Annotated in this window: 12 protein-coding genes; 5 read left to right on the forward strand and 7 right to left on the reverse strand. The window is 70.0% G+C overall.

All coding sequences use genetic code 11. The features are described from left to right. Positions 1 to 52 precede the first annotated feature (52 nt). The 6 genes from E0E18_RS10695 to E0E18_RS10715 form a co-directional block, all read right to left on the reverse strand. Entirely contained in the window at positions 53 to 1,141 is a 1,089-nt protein-coding gene (locus E0E18_RS10695) for an LLM class flavin-dependent oxidoreductase (RefSeq protein WP_130840750.1), read from the reverse strand. A gap of 254 nt (positions 1,142 to 1,395) precedes the next feature. Beyond that, on the reverse strand, positions 1,396 to 2,688 hold the full coding sequence (locus E0E18_RS10700; RefSeq protein WP_130840752.1) for an NAD(P)-binding domain-containing protein: 1,293 nt from the start codon (positions 2,686 to 2,688) through the stop codon (positions 1,396 to 1,398). A 60-nt stretch (positions 2,689 to 2,748) separates the two neighbouring features. Beyond that, positions 2,749 to 4,497 carry an alpha/beta hydrolase gene (locus E0E18_RS10705; RefSeq protein WP_130840755.1) on the reverse strand — a complete coding sequence of 583 codons (1,749 nt, stop codon included), beginning with the start codon at positions 4,495 to 4,497 and terminating at the stop codon, positions 2,749 to 2,751. Positions 4,498 to 4,662: 165 nt separating this feature from the next. Continuing rightward, positions 4,663 to 4,830 carry a hypothetical protein gene (locus tag E0E18_RS13895; RefSeq protein WP_154669492.1) on the reverse strand — a complete coding sequence of 56 codons (168 nt, stop codon included), beginning with the start codon at positions 4,828 to 4,830 and terminating at the stop codon, positions 4,663 to 4,665. 73 nt (positions 4,831 to 4,903) lie between these two features. Continuing rightward, the gene (locus tag E0E18_RS10710) at positions 4,904 to 6,463 is read right to left on the reverse strand and encodes a metallophosphoesterase (protein WP_130840757.1); all 1,560 of its coding nucleotides are present in this window, start codon (positions 6,461 to 6,463) and stop codon (positions 4,904 to 4,906) included. A gap of 88 nt (positions 6,464 to 6,551) precedes the next feature. After that, positions 6,552 to 7,964 (reverse strand): SulP family inorganic anion transporter, encoded by a 1,413-nt coding sequence (locus E0E18_RS10715; RefSeq protein WP_130841427.1) that lies wholly within the window; start codon positions 7,962 to 7,964, stop codon positions 6,552 to 6,554. Positions 7,965 to 8,212: 248 nt separating this feature from the next. Between E0E18_RS10715 and E0E18_RS10720 the strand changes: the two genes are divergently transcribed. After that, positions 8,213 to 8,884: a hypothetical protein gene (locus tag E0E18_RS10720; RefSeq protein WP_202616733.1), complete on the forward strand. Its 672-nt coding sequence runs from the start codon at positions 8,213 to 8,215 to the stop codon at positions 8,882 to 8,884. Between the two features lie 153 nt (positions 8,885 to 9,037). Next, positions 9,038 to 9,964: a carbon-nitrogen hydrolase family protein gene (locus E0E18_RS10725; RefSeq protein ID WP_066586610.1), complete on the forward strand. Its 927-nt coding sequence runs from the start codon at positions 9,038 to 9,040 to the stop codon at positions 9,962 to 9,964. Between the two features lie 72 nt (positions 9,965 to 10,036). On the opposite strand, the gene E0E18_RS10730 is transcribed toward E0E18_RS10725, so the two are convergent. After that, positions 10,037 to 11,503 carry a ferredoxin reductase domain-containing protein gene (locus tag E0E18_RS10730; protein ID WP_237559748.1) on the reverse strand — a complete coding sequence of 489 codons (1,467 nt, stop codon included), beginning with the start codon at positions 11,501 to 11,503 and terminating at the stop codon, positions 10,037 to 10,039. 222 nt (positions 11,504 to 11,725) lie between these two features. Between E0E18_RS10730 and E0E18_RS10735 the strand changes: the two genes are divergently transcribed. From E0E18_RS10735 to E0E18_RS10745, 3 genes are read left to right on the forward strand one after another with little or no spacing between them, the layout of a single operon-like run. Then, positions 11,726 to 13,132, forward strand: coding sequence for an LLM class flavin-dependent oxidoreductase (locus tag E0E18_RS10735; protein WP_066589466.1), 1,407 nt, complete (start codon positions 11,726 to 11,728; stop codon positions 13,130 to 13,132). Continuing rightward, the gene (locus E0E18_RS10740; protein WP_130840759.1) at positions 13,129 to 14,046 is read left to right on the forward strand and encodes an LLM class oxidoreductase; all 918 of its coding nucleotides are present in this window, start codon (positions 13,129 to 13,131) and stop codon (positions 14,044 to 14,046) included. Before E0E18_RS10735 ends, E0E18_RS10740 begins: the two co-directional genes overlap by 4 nt. Beyond that, positions 14,043 to 15,944 carry an FAD/NAD(P)-binding protein gene (locus tag E0E18_RS10745; protein WP_161972276.1) on the forward strand — a complete coding sequence of 634 codons (1,902 nt, stop codon included), beginning with the start codon at positions 14,043 to 14,045 and terminating at the stop codon, positions 15,942 to 15,944. The genes E0E18_RS10740 and E0E18_RS10745 overlap by 4 nt, the downstream gene beginning before the upstream one ends. The last annotated feature ends 52 nt before the right edge of the window (positions 15,945 to 15,996 follow it).

Below are 15,996 nucleotides of genomic sequence, written 5' to 3' on the forward strand. Positions count from 1 at the left end.
GGTGAGGATAGCAGGGCGGTCAGCCGCTGCCCGAGAGGTCCCCCGCCGTCGGTCAGTCCACCGGGTAGCCGGTGACCGGTCCCTCCGTGTTGGACTTCCAGCCCAGGGCCGGGGCGACATGCTCGGTGAAGTTCTCGAGGATGCGCAGGTTGGCGTCCACGCCGAGCTGGCTCGGGATGGTGAGCATCAGGGTGTCCGCCGCGGCGAGCGCGGGGTCCTTCTTCAGCTGTTCGACAAGCTTGTCGGGCTCGTCGACGTAGGACCGGCCGAACGTGGCCTGACCGTCGTCGATCCAGCCGATTCCGCCGCTGTCACCGCCGAGTCCGAACATTCTCCTGTCCTGGTCGGAGGTCACAGGGATGATGGACCGGGAGACGGAGACCCGCGGCGTCCACGGGTGTCCGGCCTTCTTCCAGGCCTCACGGTACAGGTGGATCTGCTCTGCCTGGAGGTTCTCGAACTGGTCCCCGTTGGCCTCTGTGAGCAGTGTGGAACTCATGAGGTTGACGCCCTGTTCGGCGGCGTGGACGGCGGTGTTGCGCGACCCCGCGCCCCACCAGACGTGCTTGCGCAGGGACATGGAGTGCGGCATCACCGGGATCTTCACGTTCGGCTGGTACATCCGCGGGTACTGCTCCTCGAGGGGCAGTGAGGTGGCCATGCCTTCACCGTCGACTGCGGCGAGGAAACGGGCGAACTTCTCGCGGGCCATTGCCGCGCCCTTGGGGTCGTCGTCGGCCGGGTGGTAGCCGAAGGCCTCGTAGCCGCGGTCGACGGGCTCGGGGGCGCCACGGGAGATGCCGAGGGCCAGCCGGCCGTCGCTGAGGAGGTCCAGCTGGGCCGCCTCTTCGGCGAGGTGGAGAGGGTTCTCGTAGCGGATGTCGATGACGCCGGTGCCGACCTCGATGCGGCTGGTGCGTGCTGCCGCGGCGGAGAGCAGCGGCATGGGGGAGGCGTGCTGCGGTGCGAAGTGGTGGACGCGGTAGTACGCCCCGTTGACGCCGATTTCATCCGCGCCGACGGCGATCTCCACCGCATTCTTGAGATTCTCCTTGGCGCCGGGCATGCGGCGTCCCGGGCCGGACCGCTCGGAGGCGGCGAGGTCGTAGTGTCCGAAACTGAGGAAGCCGAAGGCTTTCACGTGGTGCTCCTTGTGGATGTCGGTATTGGTTCAGTGTTGATCAGCGGCCCGGCATGCCGGGCAAGTAGTTGACGTTTCAACTATATGTCCGTGGGGGGGATACACGCAAGGACCGGGCCCTGCGGGGACAGGCGGAAGCGGCCCTGCAGGGGCAGGGCAACGCGTTGTCCCTGACCTCGCGTCCCTACCTCGCCTCCTCGGCCTCCCCGGCCTCCCCGGCCTCCCCGGCACCGAGCTCCGGGCCGGTTGAGGTGTCAGGGCTGTGAGTCCAGTAACCGCGCTGCAGCCCGCCCCGCCAGTCTCCCGGCACGGTTCGCCCCTACCGTCGACGCCGTGGACCCGTATCCGACGAGCAGGACGCGCGGATCCTCGGCCACCCTGACCTCGTCGGCCATCCTGATACCGCCACCGGGCTCCCGCAGGTGCAGAGGGGCGAGATGGTCGAGAGCGGGGCGGAAACCTGTGTTCCAGAAAATGGCGTCGACGTCCTCGGAATGACCGGGGGGAAAGGGCTTCCAGCTGTCCGGTCGGGCGAGTGGGCTGGATCCGTCCGGTAGGGGAGCGGCATCCTTCAGGGCACTGTCGGAGGGTGCGCCCCACGTCGCGGCGTGGGCGGTGATTCTGCTGAACATGCCGTGGGACACCAGGATCCCCGTATCCACCGCATCCAGGTAGTCAGGGCGTGGGGGGATGCCGGTGTTGCGGACGACGGAGGCGGGCCGGCGCCCGTTGAAAGTCGCTTCGCGTACCCGCTGTTCGACGCCGTAGCCCCACCGTTGATCAAAGTCGGTACGCGTGAAGTTCGGGGGCCTGCGGGTGGCCCACACCGTCTCCCGGGCGGAACCGGGCCTGTTGAGTTCGAGGAGGAACTGGACGGCACTCAGCCCGCCGCCGACGACCAGTACCTTCTGTCCGGCGAAATCCTCGCTGCGCACATAGTCCACCGTGTGGAGCTGGCGTCCGGTGAAGTCCGCGATGCCCGGTACATAGGGGATGTAGGGGTGGGTCCATGTTCCGGTGGCGTTGACCAGGATGCGGGTGCGAAGTGTGCCGCAGATTCCTCCCGCCTCATTCCCACTGTCCCCACTGTCCCCGTTGCCCCCGTTGCCCCCGCACAGCACGGTCAGTTCGAGCTCTCCGGAGTGACTGTCTCTGTCGGCGCCGCCGGTGTCTCCGGTGTCTCCGGTGTCGTGGACGGAGATGACCCGCACCGGTCGGACCACCCGGAGGGAGAAGGTCTCCTCGTACCGCCTGTAGTAGTCGGCCACGAGCCGGGACGCCGGGATCTGCGGGTCCGGTCGTTCCATCTTCAGACCGGGAAGATCAGCTATCCCGTGTGCTCTGCCGAGGGTCAGGGAGTCCCAGCGGTGTTGCCAGGCCCCACCTGGGCCGGTGTCGGCGTCGAGGATGAGGAAATCGGTCCCGGGTACGAGTCCCCGGTGCACGAGTTCATGTGCGGCGGCCAGACCTGCCTGCCCGGCGCCGACGACGACAACGGGAATCCGGCTGGGCAGGTGGCCGGGAACCCGGGCGGGAGGCTGTGTCATGACGACGAGGGTAGTTCGGCGACGGAGTGACTGCGTACCGGCGGGCTGCCCGCCGGAGCCTCACTGTCCCCGCAGCGCCCCGAGCACTTTCTCGTCACCGCGGTAGCTCCCGTGTTCGTCCCCGACATCCAGGTCGGTCAACCCCCACAGGTTCATGGCGGTTTCCCACCACTGCCGGTCGGCCGGGGCCTGCCCCGGTGGCACGCCGTTGACCGAGTCCGCACCCCAGTCAGGGTCCGCAGGATCGTCGCCGTGGATACGGGGAATGTCGGCGACGAGACCGATGACGTCGCCGGGGGTCTTGTGGACGTGGACCTCGGCATGACCGTCCGTGGCCCGGAGGTTGAGGTCCCCTGCCGTCGGTGCGGTCATCCCGGGGCTGCCCATCAGATGGATCTCGTCGGCGTCGAGGGCGAAGATGTCGTCCCCTGCGGCCTCGTCGATGACCCGGGTGCCGTAACTGTGCCCGACAACGCTGAGACGGGCCTGCGGACTGTGCTCCCGCAGGGTCGACTGCAGTCCCCGCAGTGAGGTGCCCCCGGAACGGGCACTGCCGGACAGTGCCGCCTCGGGCAGAGACCCGGGTGCGGCGTAGCCGTGCCAGGCAACCGTCGCATGCCCCGGCGCCGAGATACGTCCCGCCAGTGCGGCGGAGTCCCGCAGACCACCGAGGTCGCTCGACCCGGTACCGGAGACCAGGGTGGTGATCCTGTCGGCGGTGGTGATGTCACCGACCACCACTCCCGGGGCCCCGCCGACCGTGGTCACCTCCACCCCGGTCTGCCCCGGGTCCAGACCCCGCAGAACAAGCTCCTGCGCCGCTGCTGTCGCGACCTCGAGAAGTTCCTCCTGCACCTCAGGTGTGACCGACCCGGTGAGACGGGGATCTACCCGAACCCCCTCCGGTACCCCGTCCGTCACCCCGTCCGTCACCCCGTCCGGGGACAGCGCCCACGACGCGGCCGTGCCCGGGGCCACCGGGACAGGCGCCGGGGCAGGATCCGGACCGGGCTCCACCGAGGTGACCGCGTGCACCTGTAACGCGAAAGCGGTGTCGAGGCACGACACCGTCGTCATCGCCGCCCTGAGAACTGCCGTGAGTGCAGACTCTGCTGAGCGCACCGCCCCGGACGCGGCCGGGACATGGGAGAGTACCGCGGCGACTGTTCCTGCCGCACCTGCCCTGCCCGCGGTGACCCTGCCGTCGTCGTGGACGGTCATCCCGGCTGCTTCCGCCGTCCGGACTGTCGCCACCACCGCGAGTTGGACGGCGGTGAGGACCCCGCAGTGCAGTTCCAGCAGATCCCCGGCGGCCCCTGCCGCGAGCGAGGCCGAACGTAGCCTGCCCGACGACGCCGAGATCCTGTGCCTCATCCCGTCTGAGGCGGTTCCCGACCAGCCCGGGAACTCCGCGAGCGAGTCCAGTCCCTCCGCCCCCGCCCCCCGCCCCCCCCCCGCGGGCGGCCCCAAACGGGGGGGAAAGGCGGCCCCTTTTACCCACTTAACCCGCCCGCGAAAAGGNCCCGACTCCGCCCCTGTGACCGCGTCGACGAAGATGCGCAGTTCGGACGCCGCGGATCCGGTGGACGATCCTTCAGCCGCCGCCAGCTTTCCGACCCGGTCGGCGGCGATCTCCAGATACTCGGCCGCCAGACCCCCGGGGAGACAGTCGCGGGGAGGGGCTCCACCACCAGACAGTGACTTCCCTGTCTCACGCAACTCCGATCCGTGCCCGTCGAGTTCGGACGACGCCCGGACGACCTCGTCCGGAGTGATCCCGAAGACCTCTTCCGCCCCGAATGTACCCATGTCCCCTCCAAAGGTGTCCACGGAACCGCCGGAAGTGGCGGTACCTGGTGTGAGGGGACGATAGGGCGGTGGTGGAACCTGCGGCAACGACCCGGTGTGCCGCTGTGGACAACACCTGACCACTGCCCTGCCGTGCCTGTGGAGTCCGGCCTGTGTGCTCCCGTCTCAGCCGGTGACCGTCACGGCCACACGCAGTGCGGTCAGCGCCACACCGATGCCGAGCAGTACCACCCCCGTCAACCTCAGCCGGTCGTCCCACGGTGCCGCGGCATTGCGCGAGCGGAGTATGAACAGTGCGGCGACCAGAAGGAAGGCCACGGAGATGAGGATCATGGCGTCCCAGCCTAGGGGGTGTCCCCGGACGGTGCAGCAACGGCTGCGCCGGCCACCGTCCGACCCGGGACCACTACAGTTCCACCACCAGATTCCGTGACGTGTGCCGGCCCAGCGAATACGCGGACTGCAGTCCGAACGTCGACCATCTGGTCCGTTGAGCCCACGCCAACGCCTCCGGACCGACCGCGTGCCGGAAGTTGACCGTCAACCTGTCCCCGTACACGCGGAGGTGCATCGCACCGGTCGGCCAGTTCTTCGCCGAGGCCGTCTCCAGGTACACCGGCGGCCTGCGGCCCGACGCAGGGTCCGCAGTGTTGCGCCGCACCCGGTGGGTGTGCCCGCCGAGCACGAGCCGCACCCCGGGGGCCGCGGCGAACACCGCCTGCAGACGCTGTGCGTCCGCGTCCGCCAGGGTGAAGTCCGGTCCGCCGATGTTGGTCCACTGCGCGTCGCGGGTCATCGGATGGTGCAGCATCACCACCGTCGGCCGCAGGGGATCCTCCTGCAGGATCTCCTCGATCTGCGTGAACTGCTCCCCGTTGATGACCCCGCCCGACCGGTCCCGGTGAGTCGAATCTATGCCCAGCACCCGGATCCCCCCGGGACCGTCCTCGACCCAGGCCTGCTGACGGGGCTCGAACACGGCCCCGAAACTGTCCCGGTAGTCCGTCCCTGCTTCCCCCTGATCCGGCCCCCGGTACGGCGGGGCCGCGAGGTACACCGGATCAACGGCGGCGTCATGGGGCCGGTCATGGTTGCCCCGGGTGACCCGCCACCTGCCGTTGAAGGTGTCCAGGATGCGTTTCGCCGTCTCAACTTCGACCGGGCGCGCCTCCGCCGTCAGGTCACCGTTGACGAACAGGTGCGAGGCCCCTGCCGCATGCGCCCCGGCGATCACCGACTCCAGCATGATCTCCCCGTAAGGGCGGGCTCCCCGCGCCTGGGTCACAGGCGGCGGAAAGTCACCGAAGATGATCCCGTCCCGGTCCTCGCCGATATGGGTGTCATTCGTGGTGACGACGGTGCCGGCCAACGGGCCGACCGGGGCGTCCAACGTGGTCACCGTGTCCAGCGGGCCCTCGTAGATGTTCAGCACCGGTGCCGGGGTGACACCACCGGAGGACGCCGCGAAGCGGTAGCGGGTCCCCGGCCGCAGACCGGTGACGGTGAGCACGTGGAATGACGTGGCCCCGGGTGAGTGCACCTCCCGGACACCGGAGGGATCGTCGTCCGGCCACACCCGCAGGACCCCGTCGGTGGGGGTTCCGGTGGGGCGCCCGTCGTCGAGCCTCTCCGTCGACCAGGTGCACCATGTCACGGTCAGTTCACTTTCGGTGACAGTGACAACCTGGAGGTCACCTGCGATGAACCCTCCGTCGGAGGACCGGCCGTAGGAGCCCACGGCCCCCGACAGTGAAGGGTACGGGGACGGGGACAGACTCTGTGCCCGGGCGGACGGCAGCGGGGACAGCCCTGTCGCCGAGAGAAGACCGGCGGCACCTGCCCCGCCGAGAGCGAACAACTGCAGGGCCCGGCGTCGTGAGACGGCCGGGGCGGGGAAAGGGGAACCGGGAGTGGCGGGGTGACCGCCGGAGGTGGAGGAACCGTGGTGAGGGTGATCGGAGGTCATGGCCGGTCACGGTAGGCGTCCCCGGTGTCGTCCGTTCTAACCCCGTCTGACCGTCCGGTGAAGTTCTCCGGACATGCCCGGTACCGCGCTACCCGGCCCCTCCGAGTTTCCCTTCGAGCCGGTCGATGTACCCGGCACTCACGGCGTCCAACCCGGTGAAGGTGACGGTGCTCCCGTGTCCGGCGTACCGCTCCCGGACCGCCTGCAGGGCGGCGACGGTGGAGGAGTCCCACACGGTCGCCGTCGAGAAGTCGACCGTGACCTCGGGCGGGTCGCCGGCGTAGTCGAACTGGTACACGAGGTCGTTGGAGGAGGCGAAGAACAGCTGGCCCTCCACCCGGTAGGTTCCCGGCCCGGTGGGGACGATGCGGGTGAAGTGCGCCACGCGCCGGGCGAACGCCACCATGGCCGTGAGGACGCCGAGGACCACACCCACGGCGAGGTTGTCGGTCACCACCGTGGACACCACCGTGACCAGCAGGACGACAGTCTCCGACAGGGGCATCACCCGCAGCGTTCGCAGAGAATTCCAGTCGAAGGTGGTCACCGCGACTGCCGTCATCACCGCGACCAGGGCTGCCATGGGGATCTCACCGACGATGTCGGCCAGGGTGACGGACATGATGATGAGGAAGACACCGGCGAGCAGGGAACTGATCCGGGTGCGGGCCCCGGCCTGCTTCACGTTGATCATGGTCTGACCGATCATCGCGCATCCGCCCATGCCGCCGAAGAAGCCGGTGACGATGTTCGCGGCTCCCTGGCCGAGCGCCTCCCTGGTCTTGTTCGAACTGGTGTCGGTCAGGTCGTCGACGAGTTTGGCGGTCAGCAGTGACTCCATCAGACCGACCAGGGCCAGTGCCGCCGCGTACGGGGCGATGACGCCGAGAGTGTGGAGGGACACGGGCACGTCCGGGACGCCGAAGACCGGGAAGGACTCCGGGAGCGCACCCTGGTCCCCGACGGTGGGGACGTCCACGGACAGGACGACGGCAGCGAGCGTGACCAGCAGGATCGACGCCAGTGGTGCAGGGACTCCCGTGGTGATCCGGGGGAACAGGACAATGACCAGAAGTCCTGCGGCGACGAGCGGATAGACCTGCCACGGGACGTCGATGAGATTGTCGAGCTGGGCGGTGAAGATGAGGATCGCGAGGGCGTCCACGAACCCTGTCATCACCGACCGGGGGATGAACCGCATCAGTTTCGCCACGCCGAGTGACCCCATGACGACCTGCAGGACCCCGCCCAGAATGACGGTGGCGAAGAGATACTCCACCCCGTGGTCCCTCGCGACGGGGAACACCACCAGTGCCGTGGACCCCGCCGCCCCAGAGACCATGCCGGGGCGTCCTCCGAGCAGTGCGGTGACGCACGCCATGGTGAACGCCGCGTACAGACCTGTCTTCGGGTCGAGGCCCGCGACAATCGCGAAACTCAGGGACTCGGGGATGAGGGCGAAGGCCGTGACGAGACCGCCGAGGACTTCCACGGTGAGCATGCGGGGACTGCGGAGGGCGGCCAGGACTCCCTCAGGCCCGGGTCGTTCCGGCCCCGCCGACCCCGGGGAAAGGGAGACCGTGCCGGAGGGATCCGGGCGGCGCCGGGAGGGGCCGGAGGAGGTGTCGTTCACGCAGGGGATGGTATACCGCCGCTGTCAACGCCGCGCGACAGGTGCGGAAAGGGCCGGTCATGGAGGATAATGGTCCTTTTCCGGACCTGTACCCGACCGAGAATCAGGAGACCACGTTGCCGTACAGCGAAATGTCGCCCGGGGATACGTCCGGCCGTCACGGTCGCCCCCGGTCACCTGCAGGCACCGTCTTCGCCGTCGGGGCACTGCTGTGCGCGGCACTGCTGGCCGTCGTCGCACTGGTCGCAGGGTCCGGGCGGACACAACTGGGACTGCTGGTGATCGCCGGCGGTGTGACCGCGCCGGCGGTGTGGTGGTTCATCGCCGGGGCGATGGCTCCCGGCAACCCCTACCGGCGTGCACTCTGGGTGCCGGTCGCACTGTTCGGGGCAGGGCTTGTCGTGGTGGGGGCGGTGGCCTGCCTCCGTGACCCGGAGACCAACAGGGGAGGCGACGGCCCCGCGACCTCGTCGACGGCACCTGCCGCACCGGCCCGCACCTCCGCCCCGTCATCGCCTGCACCGACGTCGACGTCCCCGTCCCGGACGCCCACCCCGGAAGCGACACCCCGGTCTCCGTCCTCCGGCTCCTACGGCGGCGGGCAGTCCCCGGTGCCGCAGGCTCCGGCACCGGATCCCGTGCAGACCCCCGCCCCCGCTCCCGCCCCGGCTCCGGTACCGCAGCTTCCACAGCTGCCTCAGCTTCCGGCACTGCCGGAGCTTCCGCCGCTGCCTCAATTACCTCAGCTGCAGATTCCCGGGATCGAGATACCCGGCCTGACCGGCTGACCCCGCCGGGTCGATCCGGTCGTGCAGATCAATCCTGGTCTGCCGGACCGGTGTCGGACAGGCCACGGACAGGCCACGGACGGGCCTCGGACAGGCCTCGGACAGACCACGGACGGGCCTCAGACGCCGGGGTAGTCACGTACCCTGGGACGCATGCGCATCGCAGCGATCCAGATGAGTTCCGCGCCGGATGTGGCGGCGAACCTGGTCTCCATCCGAACCTACATTTCCGAGGCAGCGCGCCTGGGGGCGGACCTCGTGGTCTTCCCCGAGGCCGCGATGTTCCCTTTCGACGCGGGACGTCTCGACGTTGTGGCACAGCCGTTGTCAGGTCCTTTCGCCACGGCGGTGACCCGGGCAGCCGAGGACAACAACGTCACAGTCGTCGTCGGCATGTTCACCCCGGCGGACACCGTCTACCGCCATCCCAGCGGGGAACTGTCGACGGAACCCATCGCCGGGGCGGGCGAGGCCAACCGGTTCCGCAGGGTCAACAACACTCTTCTCGTCACCGGGCCGCAGGGCACGGACCACTACGACAAGATCCACACCTTCGACGCCTTCGGTTACCGGGAGTCCGACACTGTCCGTCCCGGGTCGCGCCGGGTGGTCTATGACATTGACGGGGTGACTGTCGGTCTCGCCACCTGCTACGACATTCGGTTCCCCGGGCACTTCTACGCCCTGGCCGAGGCGGGTGCCACGGTGATGGTCGTGCCGACATCGTGGACCGACGGCCCGGGCAAACTCGACCAGTGGCACACGCTGACCTCGGCGCGGGCCCTGGACACCACCAGCTACCTTGTTGCCGCAGGCCAGGCCAGGCCCGGGTCCCCGGACCGCTACGGCATCAACGACGGGCCGACCGGGATCGGGCACTCGGTGGTCGTCGGACCCGACGGCGCCAGGCTCGCGGAGACCGGTTACGTGTCCCAGGTCCTGCTCGTCGACATTGACCCGAACCGTGTGGACAAGGTCCGGCGGGGCCTGCCCGTTCTCGCCGGACATGCCCGGGACCTGGAGATCAGTGGGGTGGACGTGCACTCCGGCAGTGTCCGCGCCCTGGGGGAGCGGGGCTGAGGCGGAATCCCGGCCGGGTCCACCGTCACGCCCGGCGTCACCCCTGCCCCGGGTGTGTCGCCCCTGCGACTGTCACAGCGGCTCCGCGGTGACGAGTGCCGGGTCCGCACCGGCGTCGGTGAGCACACGCACTGCCTCACGGACCTCAGCGGCACCCCCCGGGTTGGAAGGGTCACCGGCGACGAGGAACCTCACCCCGCCGATGCCGCCGATGCCGCCGGGCCCTGAGGTGCCCTGCCCGTCCGGGTGACCGGTGAGATCCTCCACGGCGACCCTGGCAGCGGTACCACGGCGCAGGGGGCGGCCGGCGGCGGCGAGTTCCGGACCGGGACCGGAGAAGGTGAGGAACCGTCCATGGTCGCCGTCGGCGAACCAGGCCGCGTCATCGTCGGCGGTGGCGTCCTCCCCGTCGGTGACCACGGGTGTGAAGGTCAGACGGTCGAACGCCCGGGCCAGGCCGAGCAGACCGGTGTACTCGTGCAGGTCGGAGCGGTGGTTGACCTGCCAGTACAGGTGCACCGGCGGGGCGGTGTCGCGGTCAGGGGTGGCGAGGATGAGCGAACGCAGCGGCGAGAGTCCGGCGCCCAGTGCCAGCATGACCACCGGGGTGCCACCCTGCCGGGGCATGTCCAGGGCACCCGTCGGATTCGCGACCACCCAGTGCTCTCCCACGGTGGCGGAAAGAGGCTCCCCGGCGGGGTGGAAGACCGCGAACTCGAGCAGCCCTGAGGGGTCCGGTGCCACCGAGGGGGCGGCTGACCACCACTTCCCGGGATCGGAAGGGGTACGGACCTGGAGGAACTGACCTGCCCACCAGGTCGGGGCGGGTGTGGCTTGGAGCCGGACCACGGTGACCCGGGGTGACCGTCGCTGGACTTCGAGGACCTCCGCGTCCGAGGCTGCGGGGATCCCGGCGTCCTCGTCCTCGACGGCTCCGAGGGCGGTGATCCTGACCCCGAGGTCAAGGGTCTGCAACAGCTCGGTGAGCCCCTCCGGCAGCCCGGCGGCCTCCGCCGCCTTGTACGTCAGGTCGGCACCGGGGTAGGGCAGCCCGTTGATCTGGCAGAGGGCCCGTCCCAGAGCTTCGGCGGCAGCGGCGTAGTGGTCGACGGTGACGCCGTCCTTGCGCAGGTCACGGCCGAGGTCGGCGAGGAAGTCCGTGTGTTCCCGGTCGAATGTGGCGGTCCCGGAGGCGGTGAAGGTGAGACCGTCGGCGGCGACGAGGGCGGCCCGGAGCAGCCATCGGCTGTCGGGGAGGTGGGGTGGGCCGGCGGTACCGTCCGCGGTGACGGGCTGCGGTACGTCCGCCACCGGCGGGGTGAGACGCCGCCAGTGCTCCAGGGTGGCCTCGACGAGCTCGTCGAGGCGGTCGTAGGTGGCGTTGACCGCGTCGCTGAGGGTGCCGAGGTCCCGGGTGCCGGCGGTGCGGGAATGCCGGGGACCGCGCGCCGCCAGATCCCGGGCCGCATGCCGGCCCTCCGGGTGGGTCTGTGCACGTGCCCGGTCGTATGGACCGGAATCCGGCAGGTCCGTGGTCATGTGACCATTCTGACACAGGGGAATCGGTGCACGGAGAAAGAAACGGTGACGTGCCGGGGCGGGCCGGTCCTAGGCTGGTGGCACCGCACCAGAGCAGACCGAGCTGTCTGTCCGGATCGCTGCCGGAACTGCCTGCCGGAACTGGTCGTCAGTACCGGGCACCAGAACCGGGCGGAGCAGTTGCGGCAGCGTGAACCCGACCCCACCCTGAAAGGCGTGCCCATGCCCGGAAACCGGAAGACCGGAGACCAGAAGACCGGAGATCTCACGGCAGGAGACCGCAAGGTCCACCTCGCCGCACACTTCCCGGGAGTCAACAACACCACCGTGTGGGCGGACCCGACCTCCGGGTCCCACATCGACTTCTCCAGTTTCGACCACCTCGCCAGGACCGCCGAAGAAGGACTCTTCGACTTCCTGTTCCTGGCCGAAGGACTGAGACTGCGCGAACACAAGGGGAAGATCTTCGACCTTGACGTGGTGGGACGCCCCGAAACGGCCACGGTCCTCGCCGCCGTCGCCGCCGTCACCAGGCATCTCGGAGTGGTCGGCACATTCAACTCCACCTTCAACGAACCCTATGACCTGGCACGCACCCTGGCCACCCTCGACAGGGTCTCCGGGGGACGCGCCGCGTGGAACGTCGTCACCACCCACAACGCGTTCACCGGGGAGAACTTCCGCCGCGGCGGTTACCTCGACGGGGCGGACCGCTACCGTCGGGCCGAGGAGTTCGTCACACTCGCGCGCCGACTGTGGGAGTCCGGGGGAGAACCGGTCGACTGGACGCCGGGGGCAGGGGACTCCGGGACCCCGGTCACCTCCCCGGTCCACGGCACATTCCCGGTCCCCCGGACCCCGCAGGTCGACCCGGTGATCTTCCAGGCCGGCGACTCCCCTGAAGGCAGGGACTTCGCCGCGCGCAACGCCGAAGTCATCTTCACCCGGCACGGTACCCCGGAAGAGGGACGGGCCTTCCGCCGTGACCTCGACTCCCGCCTCGCCCGGTTCGGCCGCACGCCGGACAGTCTCAGGATCTTCCCGGCGGTCACCGTCGTACTGGGCGACACCACCGCTGAGGCGCAGGAGCGGGCCCGGGAGATCAGCCTGCAGCAGGTCTCCGGACCGGGTGCGATCGCCTTCCTCGAACAGGTGTGGGGCCGTGACCTCACCTCCTACGACCCCGACGGACCGTTGCCCGACATCGACCCGGTCGCGGAGAACGTCGACATCACCCGTGGCCGCGTCCGCCACCACCGCGACCCGGCGGCGGTCGCGGGGCAGTGGCGGGAACTGGCCGCGGCGAAGAACCTGTCGATCAGGGAACTGGTCATCGAGGTGTCGGCGCGTCAGTCCTTCGTGGGCACTGCGGTGGATGTCGCCGAGGAGCTCATCCGCCGCACCCGGGACCGGGTCGCCGACGGCTTCATCCTCGTTCCCCACCTCACACCGCACGGGATCGACGATGTGGTCCGGAAGGTGGTGCCGGTCCTGCAGGACCGCGGCGCCTACCGCACCAGCTACGAAGGGGAGACACTGCGTGAGAATCTCGGGCTGCCTCCGCTGCGACCCCTCACAGGACAGGACGCCACCCCCGCAACCGCACACGACCAGGAGATCCCCGCATGACCACCGTGAGAATCAGTCCCGCCGCCGCACTCGACATCCCGGCCCTGAAAGACGCCGTCACCGCCCTCGACGCCGACCCGACGGTGGAACGGGTCATCCTCGGTGACGACCACGTCACCGGCCAGTCGGCGGTCGTCCTCGCAGCATGGCTGGCCCCGCAGACCACCCGGATCGCACTGGTGCCCGAGGCCCCCGTCCCCAACACCGAACCCTTCCACGCCGCGACGGCCACCGCCACACTGGACCATCTCACCGCGTTCACGGGCCCGGCCCGGGCCGGGTGGGCACCTACCGTGCAGACCGGGGAGGTGGGACGCCGGGACGCCGCACTCGTGGGCCTGCGTCCGCCGGCGGAACCGGCCTCAGCCTGGGAACACGCGGTCGACGTCGACACCGCCGTCAGCGCACTGTGGGGGTCGTGGGACCCCGACGCGGAGATCCGCGACACCGTCACCGCCAGGTTCATCGACCGGGACAAGGTCCGTTACACCGAAACCACCGGCACGGACGCCGCCGGGGAGACCTTCACCGTCAAAGGCCCGTCGATCGTCCCCCGCTCACCCCAGGGTGATCTGACCACCGTCATCACAGTCGACGGTCAGGAGTCACTGTCCGCGGCGTCCCGGATCGCCGATGTGGTGGTCCTTCGCCGGGGCGACGGGTCCGTCACCGTCGGCGAGGTTCTGGAGAAACTGGGGACACCGGACAGGAGTGACTCTGCCTCACCGGACAGGTATGTCCCTGTCCTTCTCGAGGTCGACGCGTCCGGCATCGTGAACTCCGGGGTCCCGGAGCTGCCGGAGGGGGTGTCCGGACTGGCGGTGGAGGTCGACGACCTGTCGACCGTCCGCCCGCTGCTCGACGCCCTGGCATCCTCCACCACGGGGGACACCGTCGCAGGACACCACCGGTGAGCAGCCTCGTCATCGTCGGTGGTGGCCCGCGGGCCACAGGGGTACTGCTCGCCCTGGCCGCGGCCCTGCGTGACCGGCCCACCCGGCTGGACATCCACGTCATCGACCCGTACCCGGTCGGTGGCGGCAGGATCTGGCGGGCGAACCAGGACAGGCTGCTCTGGATGAACTCCACCGCCGCCGAGATCACCGTCTACGCCCCGGCGGACCTCTCCGCCAGCGCCGCCGCCCCCGCCACCGCCGCCGACAACGTGAACGACAGCCCACCGGCCGGACCCGTACCCGTGACGGGCCCGGACCTGGCGTCCTGGATCCGCACCGTCACCGACCGCGACACCGGACGTGACACCTTCATCCCCCGCCGCGACCTGTCCGCCTACCTGTCCGACGCCGTGGAACGGGCCCGCGCCGTCCTCGACGGTGTCCCCGGCGTGAGGATGACCGTCCACCAGGCGACCGCCACACAGCTCCGCACCCGGACCACCCCTGACGGGGAAGGACGCCGCGACGTCGTCCTCGACGACGGCAGCGTACTCGGCGCCGACGTCGTACTGCTGGCGCAGGGACACCTCGATGTCGAATCCCCGGCCGCAGGACCGGGGCATCAACCTCCCGGGTTCACCGCGGACACGGACTGGTCGACCCTGCCCGCCGGAGAGGACGTCCTGGTCCGCGGAATGGGACTGGCGTTCATCGACCTCATGATGCTGGTCACCGAGGGACGCGGCGGCAGGTTCCTGACACCGGCGGGCAGCCCGCCCGGCACGGTCCCGGTCTACGTCCCCTCGGGCGAGGAACCGGTGCTGTGGGTCGGATCGGGCCGTGGAGTCCCCTACCGGTCGAAACTCACAGAAGGGCCCCTGCCCGTCCACCTCCGGTACCTTCCCGCCGCATCCCGGTTCGCCGGAGCAGACGGAACCGTCGACGGCCGGACCCTCGGGATCCTGCTGGAGGCCGACCTCGCCGTGGCGTGGTACTCGGCCCTGGAGGAGCACCATCCCGGGAGAACCGCACTGCACCGGGACACCCTCCACCGTCTCGTCGACGCTGCAGTGGAATCCGGCCGCTCCCCGACCGGGGACCTTGAGGAGACCGTGCGCCGGCTCGTCCCCGACCCGGCGGACCAGTTCCGGCCCCGGCTACTGGACAGTCCGCTCACCGGGCAGGTCTTCGCAGGCAGGGCCGACCTGGAGGACACGATAGCGGGGATCGTGCGGGATAACCTCACCCGTGCGACCGGACGGGATCACCGGCAGGACGGTGCCCTCTACGGGGCTTTCGTCGCCGCCTACATGACCCTGCTCTCGCTCGCCGCGGACGGACTCGTGTCGGACGCCGACCGTCACAGCTTCCTCGGCGACTCGGTGGCGTCCTCGTTCTCCTACACCTGTTCCGGGCCGCCGCCCCAGCGTCTCGCGAACCTGCTCGCCCTGCATGACGCCGGGATCGTGCGGTTCCTCGGCCCCGGAGTGACCGTGACGGCCGGTACCGGGGGCGCCGGCGGATTCACCGCCTCCTCGCCCGCGGTGCCCGGCCGGGTACACGCCCGCCGACTCGTCGACGCCCGGCTCGCCCGGTTCGACGCAGCCAGGGTCACCGACCCGCTGCTGCGTGGCCTGACGGACAGGGGAGAGGTCACCGCCACCCGTGACGGCTTCCTCGTCGACACCCTCCACCGCGCCGTGGCGTCCGACGGCACCCCGGACAACGGCCTGTTCATCGTGGGGCCGGCGGCGTCGCTGAACACCCCGGAGGCGTTCGGGCGTCCGGGTGGGCCGACCAGGGTGTTCGAGGCCAGTGCCCGCCTGGCCGCCTCACTGCTCGACGCCCTCGGTCCGGGATTCTCCCGGCGACGAGCCCCGGAGATCAGGCAGGCAGCCGGCACAGCCGTCGGTTGAGCCGGGGGGTCTGAGCCGGGGGGTCACTGTCCGGCAGCTGCCGGACTGTCGC

The sequence above is a fragment of the Corynebacterium neomassiliense genome (genome assembly GCF_900626215.1).
Classification (GTDB): Bacteria; Actinomycetota; Actinomycetes; order Mycobacteriales; family Mycobacteriaceae; genus Corynebacterium; species Corynebacterium neomassiliense.